At 58.1% G+C, this 17,335-nt stretch carries 13 protein-coding genes and 1 pseudogene; all 14 read right to left on the bottom strand.

Translation table 11 applies throughout. From position 1 onward, the window contains the following. Positions 1 to 100 precede the first annotated feature (100 nt). Positions 101 to 484, bottom strand: a complete 384-nt coding sequence (locus A3709_RS19785; protein ID WP_066058746.1) for a GFA family protein — start codon at positions 482 to 484, stop codon at positions 101 to 103. Further along, positions 481 to 1,200, bottom strand: coding sequence for a phosphate signaling complex protein PhoU (gene phoU / locus A3709_RS19780; protein ID WP_066058743.1), 720 nt, complete (start codon positions 1,198 to 1,200; stop codon positions 481 to 483). Before phoU ends, A3709_RS19785 begins: the two co-directional genes overlap by 4 nt. 18 nt (positions 1,201 to 1,218) lie before the next feature. After that, positions 1,219 to 2,487 carry a phosphate regulon sensor histidine kinase PhoR gene (gene phoR, locus A3709_RS19775; protein ID WP_066058740.1) on the bottom strand — a complete coding sequence of 423 codons (1,269 nt, stop codon included), beginning with the start codon at positions 2,485 to 2,487 and terminating at the stop codon, positions 1,219 to 1,221. Between the two features lie 18 nt (positions 2,488 to 2,505). Further along, complete coding sequence (gene phoB / locus A3709_RS19770) at positions 2,506 to 3,207, bottom strand: phosphate regulon transcriptional regulator PhoB (RefSeq protein ID WP_066059315.1); 702 nt, start codon at positions 3,205 to 3,207, stop codon at positions 2,506 to 2,508. 148 nt (positions 3,208 to 3,355) lie between these two features. Further along, positions 3,356 to 4,408 (bottom strand): 2-oxoacid:ferredoxin oxidoreductase subunit beta, encoded by a 1,053-nt coding sequence (locus A3709_RS19765; protein ID WP_066058737.1) that lies wholly within the window; start codon positions 4,406 to 4,408, stop codon positions 3,356 to 3,358. After that, on the bottom strand, positions 4,405 to 6,267 hold the full coding sequence (locus A3709_RS19760) for a 2-oxoacid:acceptor oxidoreductase subunit alpha (RefSeq protein ID WP_066058735.1): 1,863 nt from the start codon (positions 6,265 to 6,267) through the stop codon (positions 4,405 to 4,407). Before A3709_RS19760 ends, A3709_RS19765 begins: the two co-directional genes overlap by 4 nt. A gap of 2 nt (positions 6,268 to 6,269) precedes the next feature. Then, positions 6,270 to 8,042 (bottom strand): FAD-dependent oxidoreductase, encoded by a 1,773-nt coding sequence (locus tag A3709_RS19755; protein ID WP_066058732.1) that lies wholly within the window; start codon positions 8,040 to 8,042, stop codon positions 6,270 to 6,272. 206 nt (positions 8,043 to 8,248) lie between these two features. Beyond that, entirely contained in the window at positions 8,249 to 8,854 is a 606-nt protein-coding gene (locus tag A3709_RS19750) for a transglycosylase SLT domain-containing protein (protein WP_066058730.1), read from the bottom strand. Next, a complete protein-coding gene (gene ligA, locus A3709_RS19745; RefSeq protein ID WP_231871260.1) occupies positions 8,851 to 10,884 on the bottom strand; it encodes an NAD-dependent DNA ligase LigA in 2,034 nt (677 codons plus the stop codon). Before ligA ends, A3709_RS19750 begins: the two co-directional genes overlap by 4 nt. A gap of 5 nt (positions 10,885 to 10,889) precedes the next feature. Continuing rightward, positions 10,890 to 11,801 carry a cell division protein ZipA gene (gene zipA, locus A3709_RS19740; protein WP_066058725.1) on the bottom strand — a complete coding sequence of 304 codons (912 nt, stop codon included), beginning with the start codon at positions 11,799 to 11,801 and terminating at the stop codon, positions 10,890 to 10,892. A 6-nt stretch (positions 11,802 to 11,807) separates the two neighbouring features. Further along, positions 11,808 to 15,305: a chromosome segregation protein SMC gene (gene smc, locus A3709_RS19735; protein ID WP_066058722.1), complete on the bottom strand. Its 3,498-nt coding sequence runs from the start codon at positions 15,303 to 15,305 to the stop codon at positions 11,808 to 11,810. Positions 15,306 to 15,470: 165 nt separating this feature from the next. Next, a complete protein-coding gene (ccmI, locus tag A3709_RS19730; RefSeq protein WP_066058718.1) occupies positions 15,471 to 16,661 on the bottom strand; it encodes a c-type cytochrome biogenesis protein CcmI in 1,191 nt (396 codons plus the stop codon). Continuing rightward, entirely contained in the window at positions 16,658 to 17,119 is a 462-nt protein-coding gene (locus A3709_RS19725) for a cytochrome c-type biogenesis protein (protein WP_066058716.1), read from the bottom strand. Before A3709_RS19725 ends, ccmI begins: the two co-directional genes overlap by 4 nt. Beyond that, positions 17,119 to 17,335, bottom strand: a pseudogene (locus A3709_RS19720) (DsbE family thiol:disulfide interchange protein); the annotation flags it as partial. The gene A3709_RS19725 and the pseudogene A3709_RS19720, both read right to left, overlap by 1 nt.

Genomic DNA, 17,335 nt, shown 5'->3' with positions numbered 1-17,335 from the left:
GCAGTCTATGGCGAAAATGTTACGGGAATATTACAGTCGTATCCTATTGTTTTATATGGAAAATTAGCGGCAACAAGGGCTACTGGGGCGGGCTTTCATGTCAAATCTCGACCGACTTGTGGGCAAGCTTGTGAGCGTTGTTTTCCCAGTCCTGGCCATCGAACTCGACAATATTCACCTGCGCCGGCATTTCGTCGAGACAATTCAGGTTAACGTCGATGCCATCGGGATTGGAACGCGGCGTATAGAAGGGTTTGATACCGCAAATCTTGCAAAAGGTATGTTGCGCTACGCCACTGTTAAACGTGTATGTGGTGATGTGCTCCTCGCCCGCCAACAGGGTGAAACGCGAGCGGGGGACAATCAGGTGCAGGTAGCCGGACTTGCGGCAAACAGAGCAATTACAGCGCTCAATTTCCACCGCTGCCGGGGTTTCAACCTGAAACCGCACGGCCTGGCAGTGACAGCTACCCTGATAAATCAAATATCGCCAACCTGCTCGATGAAATCTTCCAGGCTGCGATGACGCACATCCTGTCCGCGCACCAGATAGACCACGTGCTCGGCAATATTGGCCGCGTGATCGCCGATGCGCTCCAGACTGCGCAGTGCCCACATTTCGTTGAGAATCGGCCCGATATCGCGCGGATCCTCCATCATAAAGGTCATCAGGGCGCGCATGGCACTGTCGTACTCCTTGTCGACCGCCCGGTCTTCCTTAACCACCTCTACCGCAAGCTCCAGGTCCAGGCGAGCAAAGGCGTCGAGCGATTTGCGCAGCATAGAGGCCACATGACTCCCAATATGGCGAATCTCGACGTAGTTGCTCGGCGAGATGTTTTCCTCTGCGAGGCGAATGGCCTGGCGGGCGATTTTGGCTGCCTCATCACCAATGCGCTCAACGTCGGTATTTACCTTCATAACCGCCACAACCAGGCGCAAATCGCTGGCCGCAGGCTGACGCCGGGCCAGGATAGTGGCGCACTCGTCATCGATGGCCATCTCCATTTCGTTGACCTCGTGATCGCGCTGCACAATGGTCTCGGCCTCACCCGTGTCACGAGAGACCAGCGCCTCTACCGCCTCGCTGAGCTGCTGCTCTACCTTGCCGCCCATTTCCAGCAAGTGATTTTTGATGGCCTCAAGTTCAGTATTGAACTTCTCGGAAATGTGCTGTTTGTAATCGTCCTGCTTAAGCATATCCTGTTCCTCGGGGCTCTAGTCTTGCGAAGGGAATACAAGAGAGAAGGTACTCCCCGACCCCAGTTTGCTATCAATATCCAATTGCGCACCATGCGCTGCGGCCACGTGTTTCACAATGGCCAGGCCGAGACCGGTACCCCCCGTCTCGGAAGAGCGACTATCGTCCACACGATAAAAGCGCTCTGTTAACCGGGCAAAATGACGGGGATCAATACCAATCCCCTGATCGACGATGTCCAGTATCAAATTATTCTCATCCTGGCGCCAACGAGCCGTGACAGGAACACCCTCATCACTGTACTTAAAGGCGTTGAACACCAGATTAGAGACAGCGCTATACAATTCCCGATAATCGCCGGAGACCTTGCCCTGACTCTGTATGTCCAATTGTAGCGGATTGTCCGGATGCGTGTTGCTCACCTCTTCCTTCAACTCCTCCAGCAATGTGGCCACGTCGACAGTCTCTCCCTTGGCCTGGCTCTCGGTGCTCTCAATACGCGACAGCCAGAGCAAATCCTTGAGCAGGTTTTCCATCCGATCTGCCTGCCCGGCCATTTGTTTCATGGCGCGCACATACTGCTGCGGAATGTTGCCAGGGTCAGCGATGAACGTTCCCAGGTAACCGCTTATCACCGTCAGTGGGGTACGCAATTCGTGCGAAACGTTGCCGACAAAGTCGCGCCGCATCTGCTCTGTGCGCACCACATTGGTTACATCCCGGACGAACAACAAGGTATCGCCCTCTGCAAACTGGGTAACCACCAGCTGCAGGTGAAACTTGATAGGCCCGCTGGTCTCAAATACCAGCGGATCGCCATAGTCGCCCTCCGTAAGATACTCGGCAAACTCAGGCTGGCGCACGATATTGGATATGGCCTGGCCAATATCGTCCGGATAGCGCAGCGTCAGCAAGCCCTGGGCAGCATCGTTACACCAGCGCAGCGCTCCCTGACTATCAATAATCACCACGCCATCGCGCATCGCGGCAAATGAATCCAGGAGATAATCCACCGTCGACTGCAGTCGCTCTTCAGTGGCAGTTGCCTTGCGCTGACCCTTGTAGACGCGGGCGACAACCTCGCCCCACACACCAAACAGGTCTGGCGGCGCCTTACTAATGTCAGCGAGCCATTCCTGGAGCCGCCACAACTGCAGCGACCAGAACAGCAGGAGACCAATTGCAGCAAGCAGCGCCCATACCAGTGGATTACCGAAGTAAAAGCCCGCCAAGGCCGCGAGTGCGATCGTGCCTATCAGCCGAAATACCGATGCCAACCACTCCATAGGTTCCGGCGTTGCCCCCTATATCCCGCGTGATGAAAAACGATAGCCCGTGCCGCGCACGGTCTGGATCAAATTACTGTGGTCGGCATCCGCGCCCTGCAAAGCTTTGCGCAACCGGCGAATGTGGACGTCCACGGTGCGCTCTTCCACATACACATTGGCTCCCCATACCTGGTCCAGAAGTTGGCCCCGGGTATAGGCGCGCTCCGGATGCGACATAAAAAACTGCAGCAGCTTGAATTCCGTTGGCCCCATATCGACGGAGTCGTCGCCCACGAACACCCTGCGACTTTCCCCATCCAAAATCAGGCCGTTGACCTCCATCCGGGCATTTTCCTCACCGCCCACCGTACGGCGCAGCAGCGCCTTGATCCGGGCAATTAACTCACGGGGGGCAAACGGCTTGGTGATGTAATCATCGGCGCCAACATCAAGCCCCTGAATGACGTTATCCTCCGCTGTCTTGGCGGTCAGCATAATCACCGGTATCTCACGGAACGTGTCGTCGCGCTTGAGCCTGCGCAGCAGCTCCAGGCCACTACCGCCGGGCAGCATCCAGTCGAGCAGGATAATGTCGGGGCGATGATCGACCACAGCGGCATACGCTTCCTGAATATTAGGCGCTTCCAGGCAACGAAATTCAGCGATCTCGAGCGCCATGCGCAGCATATCGCGGATCGCAAATTCATCATCGACAACCAGAACAGTACGTTCGCCAATCACAGCCCATTTCCTTCATTCACCTGAGTGGAAGTATTAGATGATGAAATTATGACAACAAAATGACAATCGGCCAAAGAATTACAAACAGGGCCATAAAATCGCCCAGTTGCCCCGCTTTTGGCTAAACAGGGCACCGGGTGTCGAATTAACGCAGGCTTGCGTTAATGTTCTTGAGCATCTGGTTGCCGGGGCAAAGATCCTCGGCATCCAGGGTGTTGAGAGGACGTCTGGAGGTCTCCAGAACGTCGTGCAGGTCGCGGGAATCCTTGTCCATATAGATCAGCCCCGTCAGGATATCGCCGGCGGTACGGTGCTTCTCCATATTCATCAGGGCGGAAGTACGGTCAAAGGGATCCAGGTCTTCGCTCATCTTGTAAAGATGAATGGAAGAGCCATCGTGCAGAGTCACCTCATGACTGGAGCCGGGCGCGTAGTCGGTGGTGATTTCCTTCTGCATAGGCACAAAGTCGACCGTGCCTGTAGCCTCTGCGTGTTCGCGCACAAACTCGTAGCTTTTGGTCGAGCCGGCGTTGTTGTTAAACGTCACACAGGGAGACACCACGTCAATCAGCGCAAAACCGCGATGACTGATCGCTGCCTTGATTAGCGGCACCAGCTGCTCCTTGTCCCCAGAGAAGCTGCGAGCGACGAAAGTCGCGCCCATTTGCAGCGCGGTGGAACACAGGTCGATCGCACTGAATACGTTGGCATCGCCCTTCTTGCTGACGGAACCCTCGTCCGCGGTGGCAGAATCCTGGCCTTTTGTCAGACCGTAGCAACCGTTGTTCATGACGATATACACCATATTCAGGTTGCGGCGCGCGACATGGGCGAACTGCCCCATGCCAATGGAGGCGGTATCACCGTCACCGGACACACCCAGGTAGATCAGGTCGCGATTAGCCATAGCGGCACCGGTAACCACGGACGGCATGCGCCCGTGCACCGAATTGAAGCCGTGGGACTTACCCAGGAAGTACGTGGGCGACTTGGACGAGCAGCCAATACCGGACATCTTGGCAATCTTGTGCGGTTCGATAGAGAGCTCGTGACAGGCCTTGACGATAGCACCGGAAATCGAATCGTGACCGCAGCCGGCGCACAGCGTGGAAATGGAGCCCTCGTAATCGGCCTTGGTATAACCGAGGTCGTTGACGGGCAGTTCCGGGTGGCGAAACTTCGGAATTTGATAACTCATGCTGACTCTCCCGCCTGGCTGGCAATCTTGGTGCGGTGCAGAGGCTCAATCGCCCCTCCGCTGAGATGCTGCTTAATCTGCTTGCTGATGTTACGTGCACTGATTGGCGTGCCATCGAAACACAGCACCGACTTGAGCTTGTCCGGACCAAACTCAAACTCTGCCATTAGCAATGTGCGCAGCTGTGCATCGCGATTCTGCTCGATCACAAACACCTGCTCGTGGTCTTCGATGAACGCTTTCACATCGTCGTTGAACGGAAAAGCCCGCACGCGCATGGCATTCAGGTGAATGCCTTCTCCGGCGAGATGATCGAGTGACTCGCGGGACGATTCTTCACTGGTGCCGTAATAAAGCACCGCGACGTCGGTCTTCTCGGAGGCCTCGACAACTTCCGGCTGCGGGACATATTCCTTGATGGTGTCCCACTTGCGCATAAGGCGCAGCATGTTCTTCTCATACTCTTCGCCCTTCTCGGTATACACCGCGTACTCATCACGCGAAGTACCGCGCGTAAAGAAGGCGCCGCGCTTGGGGTGGGTGCCGGGATAGGTGCGATAGCAGATGGCATCGCCATCCACATCCAGGTAGCGACCGAACTCAATGCCCTCCTCGAGTTGCTCTGCCGTCATGACTTTGCCGCGATCGTACTGGCGTGCATCATCCCACTCCAGCGGCTCGGACATATTGTCATTCATGCCCAGGTCTAGATCTGTCATCAGAATGATCGGCGTCTGGAGCCGTTCGGCCAGGTCAAATGACTGGGCGCCAAAATCGAAACATTCTTTCGGCGTAGAGGGAAACAGCAACACTTGCTTGGTATCCCCGTGCGACGCATAGGCCGCCGACAGAATATCGGATTGCTGAGTGCGCGTCGGCATACCGGTGGAGGGGCCGGCACGCTGTACGTCAAACAGCACCGTGGGAATCTCAGCAAAGTATGCCAGCCCCAGGAATTCACTCATCAGTGATACACCCGGGCCACTGGTGGCAGTAAACGCACGAGCACCGTTCCAGCTCGCGCCAATCACCATACCAATCGCCGACAGTTCATCCTCGGCCTGAACAATGGCGTAGTTCTTTTCGCCGGTACCTGGATCAATCCGAACACGACGAACGTACTTTTCATAGGCATCGACGACGGATGTCGAAGGCGTAATAGGATACCAGGCCGCCACGGTGGCGCCGCCGTATATCGCGCCCAGGCCAAGCGCCGTATTGCCGTCGAGCAAAATTTTGTCGCCGACCTTGTCGGACGTTTTCACCCGAATGCCAATGGGACAATCGAGATTCGCCTTCGCGTACTGATGGCCGAGTTCTAGGGCATGGATATTGGGCAGGATCAGTTTCTCCTTGCCCTTGAATTGGTCCTTCACCAGATCGGTCAGCACCTTGAAGTCCATATCGAGCAACGCGGCGAGCGCGCCGACATAAATGACGTTCTTGAACAGCTGGCGCTGGCGAGGATCGGAGTACTCATCGTTGCAGATACGCGTCAGAGGAATGCCGATGATATTGACATCGTTGCGCACCAAACGCAGATCGAGGGGCTTGGTATTGTCATAAATGAAGTAACCGCCCTCTTCCACTTCCTGAATGTCCTGGGCCATGCTCTGCGGATTCACCGACAGGGCGATATCCACCCCACCGCGGCGACCGAGGTAACCCTTCTCGCTGACTCGCACCTCGTACCAGGTGGGCAGACCCTGAATATTCGAGGGGAAGATGTTCTTGGGCGACACGGGCAGGCCCATGCGGAACAAGGCCTTGGCGAACATATTGTTGGCGCTGGCGGAGCCGGTGCCGTTGACGTTCGCAAACTTGATGACGAAGTCATTAACGGATTCTAATCGTTTCATAATTACTGCCCCGCCTTCATGACATTGTAGAGGAACTTCTGCATATCCCAGGCGGAAGTGGGACAACGCTCGGCACACAGGCCACAGTGCAGACAAACATCCTCATCCTTGACCATGACCCGCGCGGTCGGCAGATCGGCGGACACGTACAAGTCCTGGGCCAGGTTACCGGCCGGGCCCGTCAGGCGTGCACGCAGGTCGGTTTCTTCACCATTGTCAGTGAACGTAATACAGTCCGTCGGACAGATATCCACGCAGGCATCGCACTCGATGCATCGCGGCGCGTCGAACACCGTCTGCACATCGCAGTTCAGGCAGCGCTCGGCTTCCTTGAACCCGGTGGGCCTGTCGAAACCCAGTTCGGCTTCCACCTTGCGATCAGACAGTGCTACTTCCAGCGGTGCCAGCGGTACAACGTGGCGTTGGTCAGACTCTACCGAGTTATCGTAGCTCCACTCGTGCACACCCATCTTCTGGCTGGACAGCGTCACGCCCGGCGCCGGGCGCTGGGTAACATCCTTACCCTGGCAAAAAAGGTCGATGGAAATCGCTGCCTGGTGCCCATGGGCCACGGCGGTAATCACGTTCTCAGGACCAAAGGCCGCGTCGCCACCAAAAAACACCTTGGGGTTGGTGGACTGGAAAGTCACCGGATCAACCACCGGCATATCCCATTTGCCAAATTCAATACCGAGGTCACGCTCCACCCAGGGGAAGGCGTTATCCTGGCCGATCGCCATGAGCACGGTATCCGCTTCCATAAAGACAAGCGGCTCATCAGTAGGTACCAGCGAACGCTTGCCTGCCTCGTCGTAAACGGCCTCTACTTTTTCAAAATGCATGCCCAAGAACTTGCCGTCCTTGATGACGAACTCTTTGGGGACATGGTTGTTGTAGATGGGAATGCCCTCATGCATGGCATCCTCTTTCTCCCAGGGAGAGGCCTTCATATCTTCAAAGGGACTTCGAACAACCACGCGAACGTCCTCACCACCGAGGCGCTTGGAAGTTCGGCAGCAATCCATGGCGGTATTACCACCGCCCAGCACCAAGACTTTCTTGTCGACACTGTCACGGTGCTCGAAAGCAACACTCGCCAACCAGTCAATACCAAGGTGAACGTGCTCGCTAGCATCTTCAAGGCCTGGCAGGTTCAGACCGCGGCCTTTGGGTGCACCGGTGCCGACGAATACCGCGTCGTAATCTTTATCGAGAATGCTCTTGAGGCTGTCAACGTAGGTATCAAAGGTCGCGTTAATACCCATATCCAGGATGTAGTTCACTTCCTCATCAAGCACTTCCGCCGGCAGGCGGAACGAGGGAATCTGGCTGCGCATCATACCACCGCCAGCAAACTGGTTATCGTAGATGTCGATACTGTAACCGAGGGGGGCCAGACCACGTGCCACCGTTAACGACGCGGGACCGGCGCCAATCAGCGCTATGCGCTTGCCGTTCTTCTTGCTGGGAATTTTCGGCAGGCGATCAGAGATATCTTCCTTGTTATCCGCAGCCACCCGCTTCAATCGGCAAATCGCTACCGGCTCCTCTTCGACCCGGCCACGCCGACAGGCGGGTTCACAGGGGCGATCGCAGGTGCGGCCCAGGACACCGGGAAACACGTTGGATTCCCAGTTGACCATGTAGGCGTCGGTATAGCGTTCTGCAGCAATCAGGCGAATGTATTCAGGCACTGGGGTGTGCGCGGGGCAGGCGTACTGGCAATCCACAACCTTGTGGAAGTACTCCGGGTTCTGAGTATCAGTTTGTTTCACGTGAGCAGCTCTGTGTGGTTATTGGGCGCTTTTGGTCCGCTGCGCCTAAAGCGCTAAGAGTGTGGCACAGCTGCGGCGCTATTTCACCACGCAAGCGGTCTGATATTCGTTACTTTTCGGTTACTTATGCGAACTTTCGCCACAGATTGTTAGCTATTGCGAACGATTCGCAGCAAGGGGAGATGACAGGGCGATCATCAGCTGATTCAGAACCAGCCGAAGAACCAGCCGTCGTCCTTGAGGTCTTCTTCACACGAGCGTAGTTGGGCGCCATAGGTATCTGTCTTTTTCTGCACCTTTCGTGCGACACTCTGCAGCCAGTCCTTGCTTCGATAGCTGCCCCGGCTGTATCCACCGTGGCCCTCGTGATACGCCAGGTACAGGCGATAGGGGTCGGACTTGCTAATACCATTGCGGCGGTTGGATTGATGGTTGTACCAGCCAATGAAATCGATGGCATCGGCGAAATCGTCGCGATCGGCCCCGTAGTTACCGGAACTACGTTTGTAGTCCTTCCAGGTCGATTTCTTGGCCTGGCTGTAACCGTAGGCGTCCGAGGGACGCGGCCCTGGAATGAAGCCAAAGATCTTCTTGCGCGGCGGCTTGGCCTTCGCCACAAACCGCGACTCCTGGTACATGATGGCCATCATGACGGAGATGGGACTACCCCATTCCTTGCGCGCGTCGGCGGCGTCGTCGTACCAGCCCTTTTTCTCGCGAAAAATCTCACATAGATTGTTTTGATTCGAGGGCGGGCTGGTGGCGCAGCCGGACAGTATCAACAGCAGCACTAAAGCGACAATCCGTATCATGGGGAAACTCCGTGATTGGCTAGCAAAGCGAGAAATGCCTCCTCATCAATAACATCAATGCCAAGCTCCGAGGCCTTGGCGAGTTTCGACCCGGCGCCTGGGCCAGCGACAACACAGTGGGTTTTAGCGGAAACACTGCCAGCCACCTTGGCACCCAGAGACTGCAGCAGGCTTTTTGCCTCGTTGCGGCCCACCGCTTCGAGCTTGCCCGTCACCACCCAGGTCTGGCCGGCAAACGGCAATTCGGCAGCGCTCTTTACTTCGATGGCCGGCCATTCAACGCCGGCGTCCAACAGCGCCTTCGCTACTGCCATACTGCCTTCAGAATCAAAAAACTGGCGCAGGTGGTCGGCCACTACCGGCCCCACATCATCGACCTCCAACAGAGCTTCTTCCGGGGCGGCTACCAGATCAGCCCAGGAGCCGAAATGATTCGCCAGATTCAATGCGGTGGCCTCGCCTACCTCGCGGATACCCAGCGCGAAAATAAACCGCGGCAAGGTCGTTTGCTTGCTCTGCTCAAGCGCTTTGAGGAGCTTGTCGGCAGATTTCTGCCCCATGCGCTCCAGCCCCACCAGTTGATCAAAGGTGAGCTGGTACAGGCCCGCCACATTTTCCACCAGACCCTCGTCAACCATCTGATCGACCAATTTGTCACCCAGGCCGTCGACATCCATTGCCCGTCGCGACGCGAAATGCCGAATCGCGGCTTTCTGCTGGGCAGCGCACACCAGCCCGCCCAGGCATCGCAGCACCGCCTCGTCCGCTTCGCGCTCTACCGCCGAACCACACACCGGACAGGCATCGGGAAAGCGGATAGCCGCGGCATCGTCCGGGCGACGCTCGGTCACCACGGAAACCACCTGTGGAATCACATCCCCTGCCCGGCGCACAACGACGGTATCGCCAATCATTGCTCCGAGCCGTTCGATCTCATCCTGGTTGTGCAGTGTCGCGTTACTCACCGTGACACCGCCAACAAACACCGGCTCAAGTCGTGCCACAGGGGTTATCGCGCCGGTGCGCCCCACCTGAAACTCGACATCGAGCAAACGCGTTACCTCTTCCTGAGCAGGGAATTTCCGGGCAATGGCCCAGCGCGGCGCCCGCGAAACAAAACCCAGCTGCGCTTGCAGCTCAATACTATCGACCTTGTAGACAATGCCGTCGATGTCATAGGGAAGCTGATCACGCTTGGCGGCCAACTGCTCGTAATAGGCTTCGCAGGCCTCAATGCCCTGCACGACATCCGTCTCAGTGTTGGTGCGTAAACCCCACTGGCCGAGACACGCGAGGATGGCCGAGTGATGTTCGGGAAGTTCGCCACCTTCCACCAGGCCCACACCATAGCTGCACATTTCCAGCGGGCGCTCCGCGGTAAGCCTGGCATCGAGTTGACGCAGACTGCCCGCGGCGGCGTTGCGGGGATTCACAAAAGGTTTGTCACCGCGCTCCCGCGCACGTGCATTGAGTGCTTCAAAGCCGGCCCGGGGCATATAGATTTCACCGCGCACCTCGAGTACGGCTGGGTAACCTTCGCCCCTCAGACGCAGGGGAATGGAGCCAATGGTGCGCACGTTGTGGGTAATGTCCTCACCGGTGGTACCGTCACCGCGGGTTGCCCCGCGCTCCAGCAGGCCATCGCGATAAAGCAGACTGACCGCGATGCCATCGAGCTTGGGCTCGCAGTTATAGGTGAGCGGCGCTGCGTCGACACCCAACCTGTCCAGACAGCGGCGTTCAAAATCTGCGAGTTCAGCGGCGTCGAAGGCATTATCCAGTGACAGCATGGGCACTTCATGTGCCACTTGCGAGAACTGATCGAGGGGTTTGTCGCCAACACGCTGTGAAGGTGAATCGGGGGTGACCCAGTCGGGGTTTTCAGCTTCAATCGACTGCAGACGCCGCATGCTGCGATCGTATTCTGCGTCCGGCACGCTGGGATCGTCGAGGACATAGTAGCGATGATTCCAGTCGCGCAGTTCGCTGCGCAGCCTGTCGAGCTCCGCCCGCAAATCCTGTGTAGACACTGCGGCTATCGCGCCCTGGCGAGCATGCGACGCTCGAGGTCACGGATTTGCTGGCGGCAGTGTTCCAGGGTTTGCTTGGTTAGCACACTGCGCGATTCATCGAGCACGTCGCCGCCGAGATTACGGGACACCGCCTGGGCAGTCTCCAGCATGTAGTCGAACGCTTTCATCATGTCCTCGGGACCTGGCAGGGTCAGGAAAAACACCAGGCCGGGGGTATTGAAGTCGGCCATGTTGTCGATATCGAAAACACCGGGTTGCATCATATTGGCCACGCTGAATTGAATCGCGCCGCGGCCTGCTTCGAACTCGTGGCGATGGAAAAAGTTCATATCGCCAAAACGCAGATCGCAGGCGAGGAGGATGTGCAGAATGTCCTCGCCGCGAAAGCCTCGCGGGTCACGCGCTACAACATTAAGCATGAACACTTCGGGGTCGATGTCTCTCGGCAAAACACCGGGGGCCTCTTGTGCAACCGGTTCAATGAGCGGCTCCTGGGCGGCAATATCGTCCAGCCAATCCACATTTTCAGGCTCAGCAATAGCATCTTCGGCTGCCATGCCCGCCATAAACGGCACCTCTTCCTCAGGCGCGTCGACGACCTCCTCTGCTGCCTGCGAGGGCTGTGCTTCTGCAACGGGTTCTGATTCAGGCTCCGGTTCCGGTTCACGGCGACCAGCGGCGCGCAACAAGTCTCCCCGCTCCACGACCCGGGCACCGCCATTGGGCAGCTCCTTCAGCCAGGCCAGCTCTTCGTCGCGAGCATCGCCTTCGTCTTCCGAATCCGCGAGATTCATGGTCACTCGCGAATAACGTTCGCTGCGCACCCTGCGCCATGCATCCAGCAATACGGCCACAATCAGCAGTACGCCAATGATGACCATCCAGTCCCTAACGGTGAGTTCAGTTATCGCCATGCTTTATCAGCTCGCTGCCAGTTCTGCTGCTTCTTCTACGTCTACAGTCACCAGGCGCGAAACCCCCGGCTCGTGCATGGTGACACCCATGAGTTGATCCGCCTGTTCCATGGAGATCTTGTTATGGGTAATGTAAATAAACTGCACCTTCTCTGACATCTCTTTCACCATTCGCGCATAGCGACCGGTGTTGGCATCATCCAGCGGTGCATCAACCTCATCCAGCATACAGAAAGGTGCCGGGTTCAGCTGGAAGATGGAGAATACCAGGGCGATAGCTGTCAGTGCTTTCTCGCCACCGGACAGCAGGTGAATAGTGCTGTTTTTCTTACCCGGTGGTCTGGCCATGATGGAGATACCCGTGTCGAGCAGATCCTCGCCCGTCATCTCCAGGTAGGCACTACCGCCGCCAAACACGCGGGGGAAGAGTTCCTGAAGCCCCGTATTCACCTTGTCGAACGTTTCCTGGAAACGGTTGCGCGTTTCCTTGTCGATCTTGCGAATGGCATTTTCCAGGGTATTCAACGCGGTTTCTAGATCGTCGTTCTGCGCGTCGAGATAGTTCTTGCGCTCTGACTGCAGGTTGTACTCATCAATCGCTGCCAGGTTAATCGGGCCGAGACGCGCAATCCGATTAGCAATGCGCTCCAGCTCGCGCTGCCAGGCTTCCTGATTGGCCTCCTCCGGCATACCGCTGAGCACGGCCTCCAGATCCTGCTCGGCATCACGCAGCTGCTGGTGAATGTTCTCGCGCTGCACCTGTAGGCTTTGGTTGCTCAGGCGCTGCTTCTCCAACTGGCTCCGCACCGACTCGGCGCGGTGCTCGATACCAGCGCGCTGCTGCTCGGCTTCGCGCAGTTTGTGCTCCACCTCCGACACAGCCTGGCGGGCTTCGGTCAGCTCGCCCTCTGATTGCAGGCGCAATTCCAGTTGCGCCTCGAGCTGCTCCTGCAGTTCGTCCAAGGGGTTGTCATTGTCGCGCATGGTCTGTTGCAGCTGGTCGCGCCGCTCACGCAGCTGGGCCACCTGCCGATTGGTGCGGTCGATAGAGTCGCGCATGGAATCCAGTTGCGTGCGCAAGGATTGATGACGCATGGCCGCCTGATGCGAGGCGTCCTTGTCATGCCGCGCTTTCTGGCGACAGGTATCCAGGGTGCCTCGGGTTTCATCGCGAACCGACAACAAGTCTTCTCGCCGCTGTGAATCTGACTCCATGCTTTCAATGGCTTCAGACAGCAATTGCCTCGCCTCGGCAATGGATTCCTGCTCGTTGCGAAACTGCTCGCGGGCGTCATCGATATCCGCGTTGAGCCGCTCGCGCCGGGCACTTATCTGCTCTACTTTGGCCTGCATGGCGGACAGCTGCGAACCCAACTCAGCGTGCTGACGGGTGGCCACCTGCAATTCGCGCTGGCTGTTCTCGCGCTGTTCTTCGCAGCGTTTCTGCTCTTCCTGGCAGCGCGCCAGCTCCGCTTGTACCTGTTCTTCGCGCGCATCGGAGGCAGCGATCTGCTGCTCTAGTTCTTCCAGCTCCTGCTGGCGGGCAATCACCCCGCCCTGCTGGTCACTCAGGCGCGTGACACGCAACCAGTTCGGTCCGACCCAGACGCCATCGCGGGTAATAATAGATTCCTGGGCAGTCAAAGCAGCGCGCATAGCCATGGCTTGCGCCAGGTCATCGGCGACCTTCACGCCGGCAAGCAAGGCCCAGGCCGCGCCACTGCTGCGTACCTTGGACATTAGGTAGTCACCGCCCGCAGGTGCCTCTGCACCCCCTTCCACCAGGGCCAGCTGACCCTGCTCGAGTGAGCCCAACATCGTTCCCAGCGCACCCAGGTCGTCGACACAAACAGCCTGCAGGTAGTCGCCCAGCACGGTTTCTACTGCCAGCTGCCAACCATCATCGACCTGCAACTGCTCCAGCAGGCGGGGTTTGTCCGCCACCTGTTGGGCCTGCAGCCATTCGCCGACGTCGACGCTACCGTCTTCCATCGCCGCTTGTTGCAGTGCTTCCAGGGAAGCCTGGCGGCCGCGCAGCTGCTGCAAGCTGGAGCGAATATCATTCAATTCGCCAGACAGCTCGCCGCTGCGCTGGCGGTTACTGTTAATCTGCTCCACCACGGTGTCGCTGCTGTTTTCATGCTCCGCCATGACCAGCTCGATCTCGGCGATCTGCTCGCCCAGAGTCTCGATCTCGTCGTCCGCAGGGCCCGGGGCGAGCGCCTCCCTCTCCTGCTCAAGCTGACGGGTGCGATCCTGGAGCCGCTGCAAAACCTGCTCCAGATGCTGAATGCGTGATTGCTGTACTTCTGCCTGCTGGCGCGGGGCCGCGGCGGTGTGGTTAAACTGATCCCACTGGTTCTGCCAGGTGTGCATGGCCTCCTCGGCCTGCACCAGGGCCTCGGCTGAGGCCTCTTCCACTTCCTGGAGCATTTCCAGTTCCGGGCTGAGTGTTTCGATTTCCTCTTCCCAGACCACCAGCTTGTCGCGGTCTTCGCCGAGGTGCCCTTCGGCCTGCTGCAAACTCGTGGACGTTTGCTGCAAATCTTCCTGCAACTGGCTGCTGCGTTCCTGCTGGTGCTTGATCGTCTGCTCTATACGTGCCACTTCTGAGCCCAGCGCATAGTAATTGCCCTGCACCTTGTTAAAGGCGTCGGTGCGATCGGTGTGCTCCACGCGATACTGTTCGATTGAGGTATCGACGTTCTGGTGTTCCGCGTGCACCGCCTCAAGCTTGACCTCCAACTCGCCGATCGCCTGGGTGATCTCGCGAACCTGGCCGTCAAGTTCCTGCCATTGCAGGGCCTGCAGCTGCGCCTTGTAGCTGCGTTCCTCTTCCTTGTATTCAGCGTATTTCTCGGCGGCCGCTGCCTGGCGCTTCAGGTGTGAAAGCTGGCGTTCCAGCTCCTCGCGCAGGTCGGTGAGACGTTCCAGGTTCTCGAGGGTACGCCGCATCCGGCTCTCGGTTTCCTTGCGACGCTCCTTGTACTTGGAGATGCCCGCCGCCTCTTCGATGAAAATCCGCAGTTCTTCGGGCTTGGACTCAATCAGGCGCGAGATCATGCCCTGTTCAATAATCGCGTAACTGCGGGGTCCGAGACCGGTACCGAGGAAGATGTCCGTAATATCGCGGCGACGGCATTTGGTGCCGTTGAGGAAGTACTCGGACTGGCCCTCACGGCTGACCTGGCGCTTGATGGAAATTTCCGCATAGCTGGCATATTCGCCGCCCACGCCACCATCGGTATTGTCGAAAACCAGTTCGATGGACGCCTGGCCCACCGGCTGGCGATTCACGGAGCCGTTGAAAATAACGTCCGTCATCGATTCGCCGCGCAGGTTCTTGGCGGAGCTCTCGCCCATCACCCACCGCACGGCGTCAATTACGTTGGATTTTCCGCAGCCATTCGGGCCTACGACAGCGCACATATTGCTGGGGAAATTCACCGTCGTGGGATCGACGAAAGACTTGAACCCTGCCAGCTTGATCGACTTGAGTCTCATAGAACTTTAGGTGCCCGCCCTATCTTGCTGTTTTTTATAACTTTTCCCGGGGAATTGGATAAATGCACCCTTCCCTGGAAACACAAGATATAGTGTATAGGCTTTGCTGGTACAACACTACGCCCAGAGGGCAAAAAGGCTGAAATTTAGCGATAGCTACAGGGGCTAGCCCCGGGGTGCGAGCACGATATCGACCATATCGGCCGCTTCACTGGGCGCCAGGGGTCCGGCCTGCCCGATCCAGCTTGCATTGGCCTCACCGGGCTGGCCCGAGGGCGACACCTGGACGACAACCACGACCGAAGCAGCTTCTGACAGCTTCTGTCCAGCCATGGAACTGCCATCGTCCAGGCGCAATTCAAGTGGCAATTCAGCGCCACTGCGACGCTGTACTGCAATTGGCATACGGCTGTCAGACTCCGCGTTGCGCGCCAGCACAAACACGCTGTCACCGGGGGCAATGCCGGCCCCCTCCGGAGCAACCACCCGCACCGATACGCCTGCACCCGATACTGCCGCGACCTCTGGCTCAGGCAATTCCAGTACCGGCTCACCCAGCTTGGCACGGGCCTGATTGATAATGCCCTCGATCATGCGGGCTGTTTCCGAACCGGGCGGCTCTACAGCGATCAATCGTTGCCAATACTCCACGGCAGCACGGTATTGCGCCTGTTCGTAAGAGGCCATCCCCAACAGCCCCAGCGCCGTGCGATTGTGCGGGTCTATGGCCAGCGCACGCTCGGCGCGCATCCGTGCGCTGTCGTCGAGCTGTCGATTCGCCGCCAGATAGTGTGCCTGGGCCGCGTAGGCCAGCGCCTGGGCATCCTCGGGTGCCGCCATCGACAGCGCGTCGTAGACCTCAGCTGCCTTGGGGTAGTCCTGCTGTCCCATGTAATAACGGCCCAGCAAAGCCCGGTAGTGCAGATTTTGCGGGCGCGAAGCAGCGCGAGATTCGATGGAGCGTATCAGCGCCTGCATTTGCTCCGGCGAACTCTGATCGCCCAGACCGCGCAATTCGCTAGTGATCTGCACATCCTCAATGGCACCCAGCTGGAGATAAACACCGCCGCTGAATACCGCGAGGGCCAGCAGTAGGACCCAGGCGGGAAAACGCCCAACGTCCGGCGCGGTAGCAGTCTCGCCGATGGCAGACTCATCGTCTTCCAGCAGGCGCAACCTGGCGTCGTCCAAAAGGTCGCTAGCACCCTCTTCGGCCAGCTCCTGCTGGCGCAGGCGATACGCTTCGAGATTGGCCTGCTGCAGGTCCTCGGCACTGCTCTCAACGGCGCGCGGGCGCAGGTAGAACAGCCCCGAAAACAAGACCAGGGCAACACAGCCCGCCAAAAACAGCGTCATTTATCCTGCCCTGCTTGCTCCAGCAGTTCATCCAGTCGCTGCTGCTGACCGGGGTCAAGCAGCGCTTCCTCACTCGTGCTGCGGCGCCCACGCAGGGTCGCCACCACACCCACCAGCGCGAGCACCAGCAACCCCAAGGGGGCCAGCCACAGAATCAGGGTGGCGCCATCGTAGCTGGGCCGATAGCGCACAAACTCGCCGTAGCGCGCGACCATGTACTCAAGAATTTCCTCGTCGGATGCGCCCGCCTCCAGTTGCTCATAGAGCAGCCGGCGCAAGTCCTGGGAAATCGGCGCATTGGAATCGGCAATATTCTGGTTCTGACACTTGGGGCAGCGCAATTCGGCACTGAGCTGCCGATAGCGTTCTTCCAACGCCGGATCGCTGAACTCATAGGTTTCTATCACCGCCTGGGCAGCAATACTGACAAACACCAACAAGGCGATGACAAAACGCATTACTGAGGGCCTCCCTGTCCACCCAGCTCCCGGTAAATGGGCGCCAGAATCGTGGTCCAGACCCGCTCATCAACCACGCCCACATGGCGATAACGCACAACACCGGCGGCATCCACCAGGTAGGTTTCAGGGGCGCCGTAGACCCCCAGATCCAGCCCCAGAGTGCCCTCGCGGTCGGCGATGCTGAGAATATAGGGATCGCCGACCGCGAGGGCA

It is taken from the genome of Halioglobus sp. HI00S01 (genome assembly GCF_001635445.1).
Taxonomy (GTDB): Bacteria; Pseudomonadota; Gammaproteobacteria; order Pseudomonadales; family Halieaceae; genus Halioglobus; species Halioglobus japonicus.
The sequence above is the reverse complement of the archived record's forward strand: the minus strand, read 5'-3'. Positions and strand labels throughout refer to the sequence as shown.